This is a genomic window from Exiguobacterium sp. H66, from assembly GCF_018618705.1.
GTDB classification, from domain to species: domain Bacteria; phylum Bacillota; class Bacilli; order Exiguobacteriales; family Exiguobacteriaceae; genus Exiguobacterium_A; species Exiguobacterium_A oxidotolerans.
In genome coordinates, this window is the sequence record NZ_JACSMQ010000001.1 from 526,468 (window position 1) to 542,408 (window position 15,941).

Here is a 15,941-nt window from a genome sequence, read left to right on the forward strand (position 1 = left end):
GTCAATTTCCTTCTTTCAATCCTAAATGTTGCCGCGCGAACGGTGTCAAGACCCGGCCGCGTGGGGTTCGTTGTAAAAATCCTTGTTGTAACAGGTACGGTTCGTAGACGTCTTCAATCGTCTGTGCGTCCTCCCCGATCGTTGCGGCAATCGTTTCGAGTCCGACGGGTCCGCCAGCAAACCGTTCAGCGAGTGAACGGAGTAACCGGTGATCGACATCATCCAGTCCGAGCGCATCGACATGGAGCCGGTCGAGTGCACTCGTCGCGAGTGTCGCATCGATTTCCGTTTGATGGGCGACCTGGGCAAAATCACGAACCCGACGTAACAGTCGGTTCGCGACCCGTGGTGTTCCACGCGAGCGGAGCGCAATGGCTTCCGCCGCCATCCGGTCTGCTTCAAATCCGAATAGACGTGACGTCCGGGTGACGATCGCTGAGAGCTCGGGCATCGTGTAATACTCAAGTTTCAGTGTCACACCGAAGCGGTCACGGAGCGGGGCAGACAGCATCCCGGCCCGCGTCGTCGCACCGACGAGCGTAAACGGCGGCAAGTCAATCCGGACGCTGCGGGCCAGTTCGCCTTGTCCGATCACGATATCAAGGCAATAATCTTCCATCGCCGGATACAGAATTTCTTCGATTGAACGACTGAGCCGATGAATTTCATCGATGAATAAGACATCTCCCGGTTCGAGTGACGAGAGGATTGCTGCTAAGTCACCCGGTCGCTCGATTGCCGGTCCTGCTGTCGTCTTGACACCGACGCCCATCTCATTGGCGATGATCGTCGCAAGTGTCGTCTTTCCGAGACCAGGAGGGCCATAAAGCAGAACGTGATCGAGCGTCTCTTGACGAATCTTCGCCGCTTCGATGAAGACACTTAAGTTTCCTTTTGCCTTCTCTTGACCGATGTACTGATCAAGTGTTTGCGGACGTAGACTCCACTCTTCTTGATCTTCTGCATGGGCTGATTCTGATAAAATCCGCTCTTCCATTTTGTCCTCACCTCACATTCAATAACAACTGAAGGGCCCGCTTGACATATTGATCCGTCGAGAGCACTTCGGCTTGAAGCGCCTTTTTGACTTTTTCGACTTCACGGTCACTGTACCCGAGAGCCGTCAAGGCTTCACATGCTTCGTTCAACTCGGCATTACTTTGAGCGAACAGCCCTTCGCTCGGTACATAATCCGGAGCGAGCTCGGCTAATTTCCCTTTTAAATCAAGTGTCATCTGTTTCGCCGTCTTTTTACCAACGCCCGGGAACTTGATGAGGTAACTTTCTTTTTCCTGTTCAATCGCTTCGACAAGCGCGTCAACATTTCCTGACGCGACGATTGCGAGTGCCCCTTTTGGACCAATTCCTGTCACACCAAGCAATTTCGTGAACAATGCACGTTCGCGTCGTGAACGGAATCCGAACAATACTTCTTGATCTTCTCTCACATAATGATACGTATATACGATAACCTGTTCGTCTCCGGTCCGATAAAAAAACGGGTTCGGTGCTACGATTTTGTAGCCAATCCCCCCGACTTCGATCGTCACGAATTCCGCACAGACATAAGCGACCTCGCCGCGTACGAATTCTATCAATTTAGAACGCTCCCATCCAATTACAAACTCTCGTGCTATTGTAGCATATAAGTCCGATTTGCTTCAAAATGTTCTTCCGACAAAAAACGCCTCACCGATGAGTTTAATCGGCAAGGCGCTGTCTGATTTATGATCGGTCGAGCATCCGCTCCAGTGCCAAGACGGCATATTCTGTCGTCTCGGCATCGACGCTGATGATGTTGACCGGCGTGCCACGCTCGACTTGTTCGAGTGACCAGGCAAGATGTGGTAAATCAATCCGGTTCATCGTCAAGCAGGGACACATGAATGGATTGAGGGATACAATATCTTGCTCCGGAAAATCCTTCGCCAACCGGTTGACGAGATTCATCTCTGTTCCGACCGCCCATTTCGTGCCGGCTGCCGCCTGCTTCACTTGATTGATGATATACGCTGTCGAACCGTTTAAATCTGCTGCTTCGACGACCTCAAACGAGCATTCCGGATGGACGAGAATCTGACGTGCCGGATCCGTCAGCCGGAACTGTTCAATTTGACCGACCGTGAACTTTTCGTGGACCGAACAATGCCCTTTCCATAAAATGACACGGATGTCCGAGTCTTCTCCATCAAATACTAATTGATCGTTGATCGGATCCCAGACCGCCATCTGTTCGAGCGGAATTCCGAGCGCATGCGCTGTGTTTCGTCCTAAATGTTGATCCGGCAGGAAAAACAGAATATCCCGTTCCGCAAGCGCCCATTCGACCATCTTGACAGCATTCGATGAAGTCACCGTCGCTCCCCCATGGCGTCCGACGAACGCTTTGATTTCTGCTGTCGAGTTGACGTAGGTCAAAGGTAAAATCGAGTCACCGAGCCGATTGACGAGATAGGCATAGGCACGTTCCGTTTGATAGCCGTTCGCCATGTCCGCCATCGAACAGCCGGCACGCATATCGGGTAAGACGACCGTATGTTCAGCATCTGTTAACATATCGGCTGTTTCCGCCATGAAATGGACACCACAAAAAACGGTATACTCGGCCTCCGTCATCTGTTTCGCGATTTGCGCCAGTTGAAGCGAGTCCCCTGTTGCGTCAGCAAACTGGACGACTTCATCTTTTTGATAATGGTGCGCCGGCAAAAACAACCGACTGCCCATCCGGTGTTTGACCCCTTCAATGATTGCTATTAATTCTGCCTCTGTTTTTTCTAAGTACTGTCCGGGAATCCCTTGATTCGCCAATAAATCAAAGCTCATCTTTTTTTCCTCCTTGAATTTTCATACTGATATCGAGTGCCGGCGCTGAATGTGTCAGCGCCCCGAGTGAGATGACATTTGCTCCGCTATCCGCGTAGTCTGGCAGCGTCTCAACTGTAATACCGCCGGAAATTTCCACCGTGATATGCGGTGGGATCAGTTGCCGGAGCTGTTTGATTTCTGCAGGTGTTCGGTTGTCGAGCATGATGATGTCGACACCGGCTTTGACCGCTTCGTTGACTTCCGCTTCTGTCTCGACTTCGACTTCGATCGGCGTCGTATGACCGACGGCACGTTTTGCCCGTTTGACTGCCTCCGTGATCGACCCTGCTGCCGTGATGTGGTTATCTTTAATCATCACGGCGTCATCTAGACGCCCCCGGTGATTGAAGCCACCACCGACGCGAACAGCATGTTTTTCAAGCATCCGTAGACCTGGTGTCGTCTTGCGTGTATCCGCGATGCGAATTCGTCCGTCTGCCCGGTCAACAGCACTGCGTGTCAATGTCGCAATACCTGACGTCCGTTGAATCAAATTAAGCGCCACCCGTTCTCCGCTTAAAATCGAACGCAGTCCACCCGTCCATTCCGCAAGCACTTGTCCCCGCTTGATTGCTTGTCCATCTTCAACCTGTTGAATGAATGTCACCTCTAGCAATCGTGCAAGCTCACGCAACACGGCGACGCCGCAAAAGATGCCATCCTCTTTCGCAAGGAATCGTCCCGTCCCTTGCTCGTGTCCAGTCAGACAAAGTTCACTCGTGATGTCTTGATGTCCGATATCCTCGATTAAAAATCCTTCAAGTTGTTGCTGCAGGTGCCATCTGTTCATTCGTTTGTCGCTCCTCTTTTAATCGACGTAATGCTCCTTCGAGGAGGAGACGTCCCGTCATGATGTGTAATCGATTTTGTTCCGCCTGCCGCCCCGTTTGCTGAACCGACTCGCTCATTAATTGCTCAAGGGTGGCTTGAAGACGGTCTTCTTTAAGTTCCACCGTTAAGACTTCACTCAACTTCTCCTGTAAAACATCATCCTCACATCCAAAGACCGGTCGGAATGCAGGGAGTGCCCTCCGAGGTGCGAGCTGTAACTGCCGTGCCACGGCTTTTCCCATCACAAAACATTCAAGCAACGAGTTCGAAGCAAGACGATTCGTGCCGTGTAATCCGATTGATGCCGTCTCTCCGACTGCGTACAAACCAGCGACTGATGTTCGTCCTGCAAGATCCGTTTCGATTCCGCCCATTAAAAAGTGGACGCCGGTCGTCACCTCGACAAGCTCCGGATTTATGTTCAATTCTTCACATTTTCGAGCGAATGTCGGGAATCGTTCCGCCAACTGTCTGACCGGTGTCGTGTTGAGGTAAACCGATTCCTGTTTTCGGACTGCCGTGATCATAGCCGCCACTTCGTCCCGTGCCGCTAAGTCCCCTTCCGGATGATTGTCCATCACACGGTGACCATCGCGCGTCATTAAGTATGCTCCCGCACCTCTCAACGCTTCTGTGATTAAGCCAACGGATTTTCCATGGTGGACTAAAATCGTTGGATGGTGTTGGACGTACCCTAAATCAGACAAGTTTGCCCCGACGGCAGCAGCAAGTGCTAATCCGTCTCCGGTGATCGTAGTATCATTCGTCGAAGTCGACAAAAGGCCGCCGATTCCTCCTGTCGCCAAGACGACGGCACGTGCTGAAATTTCAATCCGCTCTTCGCCGCGATATCCTGCTGCTCCGACGACACGTCCGCCAGACGTTAACAATTGTGTGATGACGGTCTGCTCAAGGACTGGATGCGTGATTTTTTCAGATAGTGTTTCCATCATCCGGCACCCAGTCTGGTCACCCCCGCTATGGAATATCCGCGGAAGACCGTGCGCTCCCTCACGCCCAACCGCGTACTCACCATTCTCTTGACGGTCGAAGATGACACCCAGTGCTTCGAGTTCAGAAATCACTGTCCTTCCTTCGCGTGTTACGAACTCCACGGCTTCAGGGTTCACCCATCCTTTTGCAGCGCGGACTGTATCTGCGCGATGTGCCTCGTGATCATCCTCGAGCGCCGAAGAAGCAATCCCCCCTTGTGCCCGCATCGAGTTCGTCTCACTTCTAGTTCCTTTCGTGACGAGTAATGCGCGCAGATTGTCCGGTAAGTGGAGTGCGACCGTGATTGCTGCAAGCCCTGTCCCGACAATCAAGACATCGGTCACTAAATGTTTATGTAAAGACATTTGTTTTACACCTCTGTTTTTTTAGTTTACTATTGTCTTGACAATAAGTTTGGCATATTTTTAGTCGAGTGACAAGACGAAAGGATCCGATTCATTTATGATTTATTTAGATTACGCGGCAACGACCCCGATGTACCCCGGTGCAATTGAACAGTATCGATTGGCGGCTGAACAAGCTTACGGCAACAGTTCTTCACTTCATGACATAGGAAATCGAGCAGCACAAATTCTCGAACGTGCACGTACACAGCTCTTAGCTCTACTCGGTCAAACTGATGGAAATATCGTTTTCACCGGTAGTGGCTCGGAAGCGAATTACATTGCGATACAGCACCTCCTTCGTCAAAGTCAAAAGACAACTGTCTTGACACTTGCTTGCGAACACGATTCCGTTCTCCTGCCACTGGAGCGGCTCGCCTCAAACACGATTCTCTTACCACTGCTTCCAAATGGTTCATTTGACTGGACGTACTTCAAGACCGTCTGCACGGATGAAGTCGGTGTTGTCTCGATTCAACACGTCAACTCGGACACAGGCTTCATTTTTCCAGTTGAAGAAATCGCTCAATTTTGTCAGGCGAGAGGCATCTTATTTCACTGTGACGGTGTGCAAGGATTTCTCAAACACCCCCTCTCAATCGACTCGTTTGATGCCTATACGTGCAGCAGTCATAAAGTCTACGGACCAAAAGGACTTGGTTCCGTCTATTTACGCCGTCCGCTCTTTAGCCCTTACTACGCTGCCCACCACGAGCTTGGAATTCGCCCCGGAACGGTCGACATCCCGGGAATCGTCGCTTTCCTGACTGCTTGTGAGCACTATCAATCTGAAAATCCTCGCTTCCAAGCCGCAAGTCAGAAATTTCGTGGTATGCTACAAAAAAGACTTCCTCATGCGGGTTATCATGTCGTCGAGTCACCCAATCAACTGGCTTCGATTTGTGCCATTCATACGAAACGGATGGATGGACAATTCGTTTTACTTGCCCTGAACCGGGCTGGAATTGCTGTTTCAGCCGGAAGCGCTTGCCGGGCAGGCGAAAATGGACCGAATTCTACGCTTCGTGCCATCCAGTATGATGAAACGGCAGCACACGGCCTGATTCGTCTTAGTTTTGGACTTCATACGACAAAAGAGGAAGTCGAGCGGTGTATCGATTTCTTATGTACACTTGATACATGATTTTTTTGAAGAAGGGCAGGAGTGGCAATGGGAAGAAGACAATCTGGAGAAGAACGTCGAAACTTACTCCTACAGATTATCGAGGATAGTGATCATCCGATCACCGGTACGGCACTTGCGAAACAGGCGGGTGTAAGCCGACAAGTCATCGTTCAGGATTTATCGTTATTAAAAGCCAAAGGTCATCCAGTCGTAGCTACGGCTCGCGGGTATTTACTCAACGAACTAGAAAACGATTCTTCACGAAAACGGCGAAAAATCGTCTGCCGTCATGGATACGATCAACTTAAAGAAGAATGTGACGCCATCGTCGACGAAGGCGTCACCGTTCTTGACGTCATCGTCGAACATCCGGTCTACGGTTTCATCACGGGCGAGTTGATGCTGAAAAGTCGGCGTGATGTCCGCGTTTTAATAGAACGCCTTGAAGAAACACAGGCGACCCCATTATCGAGTCTGACGGATGGTGTCCACATCCATACGTTAGAAGCTGACAGTGATGAGGCGCTTGAAGCAGCAATTGAAAAGTTAGATCATCTCGGCATCCTAGTTTCCGAGTTGGACGTCTAACCAAAATGCATGCACCTGACCGTCATGAACGAAAAAAGTATGTACAAAAAACGCCGATGGCTCCGCATAAAAGCGGGAACATCGGCGTTTCTTGCGCACAGGGCAGAATCGTCTTTCATTACGTTTGATTTTTAAGCGATGATTGCATATGCCTCTTCGACTTTTAGACTGTAGACAAACTCTTATGAAACGTAAAAATGTGATATCGAGAAGCAACAGTTCGTGCTTCCCTGTCTCGCCTCGTCTTCAAAGCGGCAATCTTCCGCGCCGCTACAGCAAAGCTGCAGGGTCGCGGAACGCACTGCAGAGGCAGGCAAGCCCCTGCTCGTTGGCCATGAGGACCAAGGAGCAACGGCTTGCGCCTCGCCCGAGGAAAGCAACGAAAAAAGACACTTTTATTTTCAGATATCACTTTGTCTACACGCTGAAAGAAGGGATTGCACATCCATGATAGATGGCAATCCCTTCTTTTTTATCATCGGCTTTTAATCAACGTGTTGTGTTCAGACCTCTTCCAAGTCGATCAAGATCGTTCTTCGACCGTTTCAGCAACTTCAGACGCGAATGTTGCTAATATTTTTCGGACACGGCGGTTTTCAACATGAAGTACCGTGAACGTGACACGCTCATATGTCATCGTTGTACCAACTTCAGGAATTTGACCGACACGTTCCATAATCCAGCCGCCCAGCGACTGGGCTTCTGTTTCCGGCATCGTCAATTCGAATTGGTCACAAAAATCTTCAATATCATACTCTGCGAGACATTCGAAACGGTTTACACCAATCTGTTTCGTATATTCAAGTGATTCATCATGCTCATCCCAAATTTCACCGACTAATTCTTCTAAAATATCTTCAAGCGTAATTAATCCGGCCGTTCCACCAAACTCGTCAAGTACGACAGCCATATGTGACTGTTTCACTTTCAGTTCAGGTAACAAATCCATCAAATGGGTTTGCGGGACGACGAAGGATACCGGTCGAATCCACTCACGGATGTCGACGGTTCCATTTTTGACGAACTCGCGTAAGAAATCACGTTCGGATAGAACACCGATGATATGGTCAATCGAGTCCTTATAAACCGGCAGACGGGAAAAACCGCCTTTTTGTACCTCACGTAAAATTTCTTCGAAGCTGTCATCGATATCAATCGCTTGAATATCTGTTCGTGGTGTCAACGCTTCTTCGACAGTAATGTTCTTAAAATCGACGGCACGGTGGACAAGCTCAGCCCCTGCTTCATCCATGACGCCTTCTTCTTCGCTAATGTCGACGAGTGCACGAAGTTCTTGTTCCGTTACGAGCGGTCCTTTCGGATCAGCACCAATCAGGACGAGTGCAACGTGGCGCAACTTTAAAAATAAGAAGACTCCCGGTTTGAAGAGACTCAGGCACATGCGCAGTGGACGACTAATCCAGAGGACGTACTTTTCAGCATGTTCCCGTGCGTAAGATTTCGGAATCAATTCACCGAATAACAAAATCAGTAAGAACGTTCCGAAAATGATGCCGACGCGTGGTAACGGCTCCGGTGACATCGTCATCGCAAGCCATCCCCCAATCATCGCAACACCGAGGTTCGAAATCGTATTGCCAATCAAAATTGCGGTCAGCGTTTCTTCATAGCGTTGGAACAAGCGCAGTGCTTGTGAGGCACGACGGTCGCCTTCTTCTGATTGATGCAAAATCCGTAAGCGGTTTGCGCTAGATAAAGCAGTTTCAGAAGAAGAGAAGAACGCTGAGATGACCAATAACACGAGCAGCCAGATAAACGGAATCGCGGGAAGTGGGTCCACGATGATTTCACACTCCATTTCCTAAATGAATGATTTACGTGATCTTTAGAACGAAGACTCGATGAATTCGAATTCGAAGTCACGGATCCGAACGACGTCCCCATCAATCGCACCTAACTTACGGAGCTCATCATCGACGCCCATTTGACGTAATGTCCGAGCGAATCGTTTAATCGACTCTTCCCGCATGAAGTTCGTCATCGTGAAGAGTTTCTCGATCCGTGGTCCTTGGATGACGAAGCAATCATCTTCATCTTTCGAAATCGTAAAGCCAGCTTCTGGTGCTTCGTAACCATAGACAACACGTGGTGTCGCTGCTTTTTCTTCAAGCTCTTCAAGACCAAATTCTGGTGTCGCATCGACGAGATCGGCGATCCGGAACAAGAGGTCACGCAATCCTTGACGCGTCGCTGCAGAAATTGCAAAGACTTCGAGGTCCGGGAAAGCTTCTTTGAACGCTTCGAGGTTCGCTTCTGCATCCGGCATATCCATCTTGTTTGCGACGACGACTTGCGGACGATCCGTCAGACGTAAGTTATAGTCTGCCAGTTCTTTGTTGATGATGTTGTAATCCTCAACCGGGTCGCGCCCTTCCATTCCACTCATGTCGATGACGTGGACGATGACTTTCGTCCGCTCGACGTGACGGAGGAATTGGTGACCGAGTCCGACACCTTCACTTGCTCCTTCGATGAGTCCCGGTAAGTCGGCCATGATGAAGCTACGGCTGTCTTCCGTTTCAACGACACCGATGTTCGGTGTGATTGTCGTGAAGTGATATGCTCCAATTTTCGGACGTGCTGCTGAGACGATTGATAACATCGTTGATTTCCCGACACTCGGGAATCCGACAAGTCCAACATCAGCGAGCATCTTGAGTTCAAGTTTCAAGTACTTCTCTTCGCCCGGCTCCCCGTTTTCCGCATGTTCCGGAGCTGGGTTCGCAGGTGTCGCGAAACGCGAGTTTCCGCGTCCACCACGTCCACCTTTAGCGACGACGGCTTGTTGCCCGTGATGAACGAGATCGGCAATGACTGCATCCGTATCATCATCGTAGACGACCGTGCCTGGTGGTACTTTAACGACGAGGTGCTCCGACTTCCGTCCGTGCATCCCCTTCGACATTCCATTTTCACCTTGAACGGCTTTAAAATGGCGTTTGTAACGGAAGTCCATTAACGTACGAAGTCCTTCATCCACTTCAAGAACGACGTGAGCACCGTGCCCACCATCTCCTCCGGCTGGACCACCGTCTGGAACATATTTTTCGCGACGGAACGCAACTTGCCCGCGTCCACCATCTCCTGCTTTTACATAAATATTTACCTGATCGACGAACATGTCAGATCCCTCCTATTACTTCTCTTCCCCTACAGGAAGACTTTCAATTTCGATCACACACTCATTGGCTGTCTGTGACTCGATTTCCATCGGCGTCACTAGATTCTTAAGGCGCGACATATCTAGTAGATCCCGATAGACCTCGATGGTCACGCCCTCATGGAAGGTCACGGATACTTCTCCATCTCCCACTTCAATCATATCAATCGCAGCCTCGATGATTTTCGCTAGCCGTACGTCATCAATCTGCTTCGGTTTCTCGATCACATCATATTCGACAGTCAAGCCTGTCCAATCCGCTCGTTGAAGTGTGAGCGCTGTTTTCGGTAGTTCAATCAACGTCAGGCGTCCTTCTCGTGACGCTTGCTCGCGATAGACTGAACAAATCGATTCAACCGCCGCCTCGTCACCCATCGCGCTATACGAACGAACGAGTTGTAATCGATTCAACCATTCGTGACGAAGTGTCTTTAAAAGATCAAGTACCTGCTCATCCTTCATCGGTCGTTCCCTCCTAAAAAAAACAGACCCTAACCCCCGAAAGTGGCTAGAGTCTGCTTCATCGATCACTTATGCTGGGTAAACGCTGACTTGTTTTTTGTCGCGTCCAAGACGTTCGAAACGAACGACACCAGTTGCAGTTGCGAAAAGTGTATCATCGCCACCACGTCCGACGTTCATACCTGGGTGAATCTTCGTACCGCGTTGGCGGTAGAGGATTGAACCAGCAGAAACAGTTTGACCGTCTGCACGTTTCGCCCCAAGGCGTTTCGATTGCGAGTCACGACCGTTCTTTGTCGAACCTACCCCTTTTTTCGATGCGAAGAACTGAAGATTAAGTTTCAACATGTGGAATCCACCTCCTATATTTGTTCAAGTTGGATATACTCACCGTAACTTTCAGCGATGGTTCCGAGTTGGACCAAAGTCGCCTCCAGTAACAATTGGGTGCGTTCACTGACATCCGGTGCTAAGTCAGCGTACGGTTCTACATAAAAGTAGCCACCTTCTTGTTGTTCTGCCATTTCAAGGAGCAGGACCTGCCCGAGTAGTGACTCGATTGCATTGTATGCTCCGAAAATCACGCTTGAAGTGCCGGCACAGACTAAATCTAGACCAGGCTCAGCAAACTCGGCATGTCCTGTCACTTCGATGGAACGGATCAAATCCGCTTCATCTCGTCGAATCTTAACACGTATCATGGCTTACGCTTCGATTTTCTCGATGCGGACCTTCGTGTAAGGTTGACGGTGACCTTGCTTACGACGGTAGTTCTTTTTAGCTTTCATTTTGAAGACTGTGATCTTTTTCGCGCGAGCGTGTTTGATGACCGTTGCTACGACCTTCGCACCTTCTACGAGTGGAGCGCCGACTTTAACATCGTCACCACCAAGGATCAAGACTTCGCCGAATTCTACTGTGCTGTCGACGTCTGCGTTTAATTTCTCAACGTAGATCTCTTGGCCAGCTTCGACTTTAACTTGTTTACCACCAGTTTTAATAATTGCGTACATTACGTGCACCTCCTCTTAGGAACTCAGACTCGCCATCACGGGCAGCGGATGCTTTAAAACCCGGTCTGTGCGGTTGTAGTCATTTGGTGCTTCCAAACGAACTAACGTTATTCAGAATACCAAATGAAGTTGACTATTGTCAATAACGTTCTTATTGTTTTTGCTGACGACCGATAAATTCTTCACATTCCTGCTTCGTTCCCGTAAATAAGATACCGGTTTCGCCTTCGACAATCAACAGCTCGACCGGTGCATCTTGTAGCAACAACGGACTTAATCCGCCAGTCGGCACGCGGACGACTGCTGCTTCCGCATAGGTCGCAATTTCAATCAACTTCGGTTCGAGTTGTCGGTGAATCGCAATCCGTGACGGCTTCCCTTGTACGATGGAACGCTCGAGTAACGATTTTCCATGCCGTTGCCGCGTCAATTCGCAAAGGCCCATCTTCGTAAAGCCGTAGACTTCGATTTGTTTCGTTTCTTGGGCGGCGCGTTCCTTTAGCAATTGCGTCACACGCGTCTGCCCTTTACTTGAGCCCCGCAGGAAATCGACGGCAATCATGCCACTGATGTTGCGCAGGCGTAATTGCCGCATGATTTCACCGGCTGCCGCTTCATTGATTTGGTCAAACGTCCGCTTTTGCTCTTTGACGGAAATCATCTTTCCACTATTGACGTCAATCACTGTCATCGTCTCGACTTCTTCAATCAATAAATAGGCGCCTCCATCGAGCCAAACGACTTTTTCGAGCGCTTTCTCGATGACGCGGTCGACATGCTCCATCTCCGGGAGCCGTCCTTTTAACACAGGACGATCGACGCGTAATCCGAGTTGCTCTAATCGTTCTTTCTCCATTCGATTCGATACACAGGCTTCTTCGATGAACGGGAGCCGTTTCGCTTCCTGGACAATCAATGATTCATCCTGTTCTAAGTTATCCTGCTTTAGCATTTGTTCGTGACGGGCACGTAACTGGAACAGTTCTTTCTCAAGTACACCGACTTCTGCTTGCGATGCTTCCGTCCGGTACAAGATGCCTTCCATCTCACTTGTTTGAATCAGCTCCGCTAATTGTTGCTGCGTGACGAGATCGAGTTTCCGGCTGAAGCGGACACGCCGACCATACGGGAAATAGACGAGATAGCGTCCGCCATAGGTGATGTTTTGCGTCACTTTATGCTGTTTCGGTGCCGTGCCTTCCTTGACGACCTGAACGAGAACGGTCTGACCGACTTGGACAGCCTGACCGATTGTCGGGACATCCGGGTAACGGCGTAACGTTTCCAGTGTTTCGTTAATCGGTAAGTAAAGCGGTGTTCCATCGATCGCAATCAAAAAGGCAGCCTCAAGCGTCGGATGCAGCCGATCGACTTTCGCGTAGAGCAGCGTACCGACACGAATCTCATCTCGCATCCGCTCATGGTACTCGACGACCCGTCCGCCTTCAACTAACGCAACACGCTCAAGCGACGGGGTTTGTTCACTAATCCATTTCATACGAATTCCTCCAAAAAAAATAGACCAGAAGCAACATAGCTCTTCTCGTCTATTTTCCCTAACTTATTTCATACCAAGCATTTTTTTCAATTTCACGAAGAACCCTTTTTGCGGTTGTTCGTTTAAGTCGAGTAATGGAACTGACTCTCCTAGAATCCGCCGCGTGATGTTCCGGTAACCGAGTCCGGCCCGATTATCCGGATTCATCGTCACAGGGACGCCACGGTGCGAGGCCGCGATGACTTCTTCGTCGTCGACGATCAAGCCGAGCAGGTCGATCGACAAGATACGCATGATTTCATCGATGTCGAGCATGTCCCCTGATGCCATCATGTGTGAACGGACACGGTTGATGACGAGACGCGGGACGATTTCACGCTCCGACCGTTCGAGCATGCCGATGATTCGGTCTGCATCCTGAACAGCGGCTTTTTCCGGTGTCGTGACGATGACGGCTTCATCCGCTCCCGCAATCGCGTTCATGAATCCTTGCTCGATTCCAGCAGGGCAATCGATTAAAACGAACTCATATTCAAGTTTCAACGTGTCAATGATCGCTTTCACCTGTTCCGGCGTGACGGACGATTTGTCCTTAGACTGGGCAGCAGGCAACAGATACATCTCTTCAAAACGTTTATCACGCACGAGTGCTTGGTGCAACTTACATTGCCCCGTCACGACGTCGACGATGTTATAGATACTCCGATTATCGAGACCAAGTACGATATCGAGATTACGTAATCCAATATCCGTATCGACGAGACAAACAGAATGGCCCATCAATGCGAGCGCAGTTCCGATGTTCGCAGTCGTCGTCGTTTTCCCGACGCCACCTTTACCAGACGTGACGACAATCGCCCGCCCGACGTTCGTTTTGGCATCTCTATGTACCTGTTCTTTCACTTGTTCCATGTCTGTCACCCTCTTTCACTATCGATCGCAAACTGATCCATCCGCGCAAGCGGAACGGTTTGGAGTCGAGAAAATTCAATTCCCGCTTCCCCTATAAACGCACAACCCATTTCTAAGGCCGGTACCGGTGCATCATCCGGTTCATCATGGACGATGTCGGAAATCGAAATCCACTTCGGTTGTAGCATACTTGCAGCGACGACTGCTTCATCATTACCACCTTTACCGGCGTGAACCGTTCCTCTTAATGCTCCGAGACAATAGATACTGCCAGTCGCATGTACGACAGCACCAGGGTTGATGTCACCGATGACGACGATGGACCCTTCAATATCAAGGACATGACCGCTCCTAGCAGTTCCACCAAAATAGTGGAAGGTCCGTTCCCCGTATAATGCTTTTGCTTCATCTTTCGTCAGGCACTCACTGTCATACCCGTTAAATGAAAAGGAATCATGTCGTCCGACAATCGATTCGACCGCTGTCACGACACCTTCGTCGACGTAACGTCGCCCAAAGAAGAACGTAATCGGTACGGCGCGTCCGTTCTCGACGGATTTATCGGCAAGCGTCAATTCTAAGTCGTCAAGAAATTCATCCACACTGCACCGTTCGTTTACATAAACGGCAAGGCCACCACGATGACCTTTCATCGTTACATAACGCTTACGTTCAATCATGACTCATCCTCTTTTCTCGTCAAGTGTGGATTGCACGAGTCGGGTCATCGGATAATACAGAATGATAATCCCGATCAGCTGTGCAATGAGACTCTTCGGAATGATTTGTGTCGCCAGTTCTTTAAACGGAACATCGACACCTAAGACCGAAGCCGTAAAGAAATAAATATCAAATTCGAATAATAAGGCACTGAACGTAAAGGTGACGATAATCGTCAATACGTTCTCCTTTACATATTTTAGCACGAAGCTACTAAAAAGCGGAATGGCAGATAACGCAAATAAGTAAATACCGATGATATCGGAATAGACGAAGTCATATAACAGACCGAATACTAAGCCGAAACCAAGTGCCTGTTCGATTTTGCCGTAGCGTCCGAGAAACATCAAGGCAATCAAAGTCAGGTGGACCGCATACGGTGACCCGTCACCGAGCGGACCTGCAAAAATCGTTCCTTCCAAGATAAAAAGAAGGAACACGGCGAAAAACAACTTGACGTTATTCACTAGTGTCCCCTCCCTTATCGGTCTCAGCGAAAGGTTCCTCCGCCTCTCGTTCAATCACGAAGACGTGACCAAACTGTTCGAAGTCTGCTGCCGGTTTGACGTATGCGATTTTCGAAGCACCGTATTTATCCGACTTCACTTCCTCGATTTTGCCGATGACAACACCGCTTGGATATTTTCCTCCGAGACCGGATGTCGCGACAATCTGCCCTTTTTTTAACTTCGCGTCATTCGGAATTTTCGTGAATTTCAACAAGTTTGTTTCCTCATCGAACCCTTCAATCGTTCCGAAGACCCCTTTTCCTTTTGTATCGTCCGCAACAGCTGAGACATTGTTCGTACGACTCGTGTCAGATAACAACTGAACGAGCGAAGTGTAGGCACTCGTCTGAATGACGCGTCCAATCAATCCATCTGCCGTCACGACGGCCATATTGGACTTGACCCCTTTTTGTTCGCCGATGTTCACGGTCACGAAACGTTGCCACTCGGACGGTGTGCGACCAATCATTTCAGCTGGAAGTAACGTATAGTCGCGAATCGAGCCACCCAGGTCGAGCATATCTTTTAACTCTTTATTCTCACGTTCTAAATCACGAACTTTGACGGAATTTTCCGCATAGTCATTTAAACGTGATTTTAAATACTCATTTTCCTTATACACGTCACGCACTTCTGTAATCGAAGTGACCGTATCATCAATCCAGCCAATCGGTGTCGCGAAAAGACGTTGACCGACCCCGACGGTATCACGGACAAAACTTTGATACCAGTGGGATTGGTTACGCCCTTGCAACGAAATACCGATCAATATCACCAAAAGGAGAAAACTAAGGAGTGTGATGAGCAGTTTTCGATTATTTAAAAATCGCTTCATCGCT

The 15,941-nt window shown here is 49.4% G+C and carries 18 protein-coding genes and 1 other annotated feature; of the genes, 2 read left to right on the forward strand and 16 right to left on the reverse strand.

What is annotated here, in order from left to right:
• Nucleotide 1: 1 nt before the first annotated feature.
• The 5 genes from ruvB to KNP88_RS02720 all read right to left on the reverse strand — a co-directional run bounded on the left by ruvB (nt 2) and on the right by KNP88_RS02720 (nt 5,054).
• Entirely contained in the window at nt 2-997 is a 996-nt protein-coding gene (ruvB, locus tag KNP88_RS02700) for a Holliday junction branch migration DNA helicase RuvB (RefSeq protein ID WP_088837524.1), read from the reverse strand.
• A gap of 7 nt (nt 998-1,004) precedes the next feature.
• Entirely contained in the window at nt 1,005-1,598 is a 594-nt protein-coding gene (gene ruvA / locus KNP88_RS02705; RefSeq protein WP_029331039.1) for a Holliday junction branch migration protein RuvA, read from the reverse strand.
• Nucleotides 1,599-1,725: 127 nt separating this feature from the next.
• Nucleotides 1,726-2,823, reverse strand: a complete 1,098-nt coding sequence (nadA, locus tag KNP88_RS02710; protein WP_214892188.1) for a quinolinate synthase NadA — start codon at nt 2,821-2,823, stop codon at nt 1,726-1,728.
• Nucleotides 2,813-3,655, reverse strand: a complete 843-nt coding sequence (nadC, locus tag KNP88_RS02715) for a carboxylating nicotinate-nucleotide diphosphorylase (protein WP_214892190.1) — start codon at nt 3,653-3,655, stop codon at nt 2,813-2,815. Before nadC ends, nadA begins: the two co-directional genes overlap by 11 nt.
• Nucleotides 3,624-5,054 (reverse strand): L-aspartate oxidase, encoded by a 1,431-nt coding sequence (locus tag KNP88_RS02720; RefSeq protein WP_214892192.1) that lies wholly within the window; start codon nt 5,052-5,054, stop codon nt 3,624-3,626. Before KNP88_RS02720 ends, nadC begins: the two co-directional genes overlap by 32 nt.
• Before the next feature lie 97 nt (nt 5,055-5,151).
• On the opposite strand from KNP88_RS02720, the gene KNP88_RS02725 reads away from it, so the two are divergent.
• Both KNP88_RS02725 and KNP88_RS02730 read left to right on the forward strand, forming a co-directional pair.
• On the forward strand, nt 5,152-6,237 hold the full coding sequence (locus tag KNP88_RS02725; protein WP_214892194.1) for a cysteine desulfurase family protein: 1,086 nt from the start codon (nt 5,152-5,154) through the stop codon (nt 6,235-6,237).
• A 27-nt stretch (nt 6,238-6,264) separates the two neighbouring features.
• Nucleotides 6,265-6,807 carry a transcription repressor NadR gene (locus KNP88_RS02730; protein ID WP_088837529.1) on the forward strand — a complete coding sequence of 181 codons (543 nt, stop codon included), beginning with the start codon at nt 6,265-6,267 and terminating at the stop codon, nt 6,805-6,807.
• A gap of 523 nt (nt 6,808-7,330) precedes the next feature.
• On the opposite strand, the gene KNP88_RS02735 is transcribed toward KNP88_RS02730, so the two are convergent.
• From KNP88_RS02735 to mreC, 11 genes are all read right to left on the reverse strand, one after another.
• Nucleotides 7,331-8,608 carry a hemolysin family protein gene (locus KNP88_RS02735; RefSeq protein WP_088837530.1) on the reverse strand — a complete coding sequence of 426 codons (1,278 nt, stop codon included), beginning with the start codon at nt 8,606-8,608 and terminating at the stop codon, nt 7,331-7,333.
• A 45-nt stretch (nt 8,609-8,653) separates the two neighbouring features.
• Nucleotides 8,654-9,949 (reverse strand): GTPase ObgE, encoded by a 1,296-nt coding sequence (obgE, locus tag KNP88_RS02740; RefSeq protein ID WP_029331046.1) that lies wholly within the window; start codon nt 9,947-9,949, stop codon nt 8,654-8,656.
• Nucleotides 9,950-9,964: 15 nt separating this feature from the next.
• Nucleotides 9,965-10,450, reverse strand: a complete 486-nt coding sequence (locus KNP88_RS02745; protein WP_029331047.1) for a Spo0B domain-containing protein — start codon at nt 10,448-10,450, stop codon at nt 9,965-9,967.
• A gap of 69 nt (nt 10,451-10,519) precedes the next feature.
• Nucleotides 10,520-10,798 (reverse strand): 50S ribosomal protein L27, encoded by a 279-nt coding sequence (rpmA, locus tag KNP88_RS02750; RefSeq protein WP_012370976.1) that lies wholly within the window; start codon nt 10,796-10,798, stop codon nt 10,520-10,522.
• Nucleotides 10,799-10,812: 14 nt separating this feature from the next.
• Nucleotides 10,813-11,151, reverse strand: a complete 339-nt coding sequence (locus tag KNP88_RS02755) for a ribosomal-processing cysteine protease Prp (RefSeq protein ID WP_029331048.1) — start codon at nt 11,149-11,151, stop codon at nt 10,813-10,815.
• A 3-nt stretch (nt 11,152-11,154) separates the two neighbouring features.
• Nucleotides 11,155-11,463, reverse strand: coding sequence for a 50S ribosomal protein L21 (gene rplU / locus KNP88_RS02760; RefSeq protein WP_012370978.1), 309 nt, complete (start codon nt 11,461-11,463; stop codon nt 11,155-11,157).
• Between the two features lie 15 nt (nt 11,464-11,478).
• Nucleotides 11,479-11,548: a sequence feature (ribosomal protein L21 leader region), on the reverse strand.
• Between the two features lie 66 nt (nt 11,549-11,614).
• A complete protein-coding gene (locus KNP88_RS02765; protein WP_214892195.1) occupies nt 11,615-12,961 on the reverse strand; it encodes a ribonuclease E/G in 1,347 nt (448 codons plus the stop codon).
• Nucleotides 12,962-13,024: 63 nt separating this feature from the next.
• Nucleotides 13,025-13,873: a septum site-determining protein MinD gene (minD, locus tag KNP88_RS02770; RefSeq protein ID WP_051667297.1), complete on the reverse strand. Its 849-nt coding sequence runs from the start codon at nt 13,871-13,873 to the stop codon at nt 13,025-13,027.
• Nucleotides 13,874-13,878: 5 nt separating this feature from the next.
• A complete protein-coding gene (locus KNP88_RS02775; RefSeq protein WP_159173494.1) occupies nt 13,879-14,553 on the reverse strand; it encodes a septum site-determining protein MinC in 675 nt (224 codons plus the stop codon).
• Between the two features lie 3 nt (nt 14,554-14,556).
• Nucleotides 14,557-15,060 carry a rod shape-determining protein MreD gene (gene mreD / locus KNP88_RS02780; protein ID WP_088837533.1) on the reverse strand — a complete coding sequence of 168 codons (504 nt, stop codon included), beginning with the start codon at nt 15,058-15,060 and terminating at the stop codon, nt 14,557-14,559.
• Complete coding sequence (gene mreC, locus KNP88_RS02785) at nt 15,053-15,937, reverse strand: rod shape-determining protein MreC (protein ID WP_088837534.1); 885 nt, start codon at nt 15,935-15,937, stop codon at nt 15,053-15,055. The genes mreD and mreC overlap by 8 nt, the downstream gene beginning before the upstream one ends.
• Between the last annotated feature and the right edge of the window lie 4 nt (nt 15,938-15,941).

What these genes read in the sequence shown, in the direction of transcription:
- KNP88_RS02725 (WP_214892194.1), top strand. Translation starts at nt 5,152, where the DNA reads ATGATTTATTTAGATTACGCGGCAACGACCCCGATGTACCCCGGTGCA.
- mreC (WP_088837534.1), bottom strand. Translation starts at nt 15,937, where the DNA reads ATGAAGCGATTTTTAAATAATCGAAAACTGCTCATCACACTCCTTAGT.
- obgE (WP_029331046.1), bottom strand. Translation starts at nt 9,949, where the DNA reads ATGTTCGTCGATCAGGTAAATATTTATGTAAAAGCAGGAGATGGTGGA.
- KNP88_RS02720 (WP_214892192.1), bottom strand. Translation starts at nt 5,054, where the DNA reads ATGTCTTTACATAAACATTTAGTGACCGATGTCTTGATTGTCGGGACA.
- ruvB (WP_088837524.1), bottom strand. Translation starts at nt 997, where the DNA reads ATGGAAGAGCGGATTTTATCAGAATCAGCCCATGCAGAAGATCAAGAA.
- minD (WP_051667297.1), bottom strand. Translation starts at nt 13,873, where the DNA reads ATGGAACAAGTGAAAGAACAGGTACATAGAGATGCCAAAACGAACGTC.
- nadC (WP_214892190.1), bottom strand. Translation starts at nt 3,655, where the DNA reads ATGAACAGATGGCACCTGCAGCAACAACTTGAAGGATTTTTAATCGAG.
- nadA (WP_214892188.1), bottom strand. Translation starts at nt 2,823, where the DNA reads ATGAGCTTTGATTTATTGGCGAATCAAGGGATTCCCGGACAGTACTTA.
- rplU (WP_012370978.1), bottom strand. Translation starts at nt 11,463, where the DNA reads ATGTACGCAATTATTAAAACTGGTGGTAAACAAGTTAAAGTCGAAGCT.
- KNP88_RS02730 (WP_088837529.1), top strand. Translation starts at nt 6,265, where the DNA reads ATGGGAAGAAGACAATCTGGAGAAGAACGTCGAAACTTACTCCTACAG.
- KNP88_RS02775 (WP_159173494.1), bottom strand. Translation starts at nt 14,553, where the DNA reads ATGATTGAACGTAAGCGTTATGTAACGATGAAAGGTCATCGTGGTGGC.
- KNP88_RS02765 (WP_214892195.1), bottom strand. Translation starts at nt 12,961, where the DNA reads ATGAAATGGATTAGTGAACAAACCCCGTCGCTTGAGCGTGTTGCGTTA.
- KNP88_RS02745 (WP_029331047.1), bottom strand. Translation starts at nt 10,450, where the DNA reads ATGAAGGATGAGCAGGTACTTGATCTTTTAAAGACACTTCGTCACGAA.
- rpmA (WP_012370976.1), bottom strand. Translation starts at nt 10,798, where the DNA reads ATGTTGAAACTTAATCTTCAGTTCTTCGCATCGAAAAAAGGGGTAGGT.
- KNP88_RS02755 (WP_029331048.1), bottom strand. Translation starts at nt 11,151, where the DNA reads ATGATACGTGTTAAGATTCGACGAGATGAAGCGGATTTGATCCGTTCC.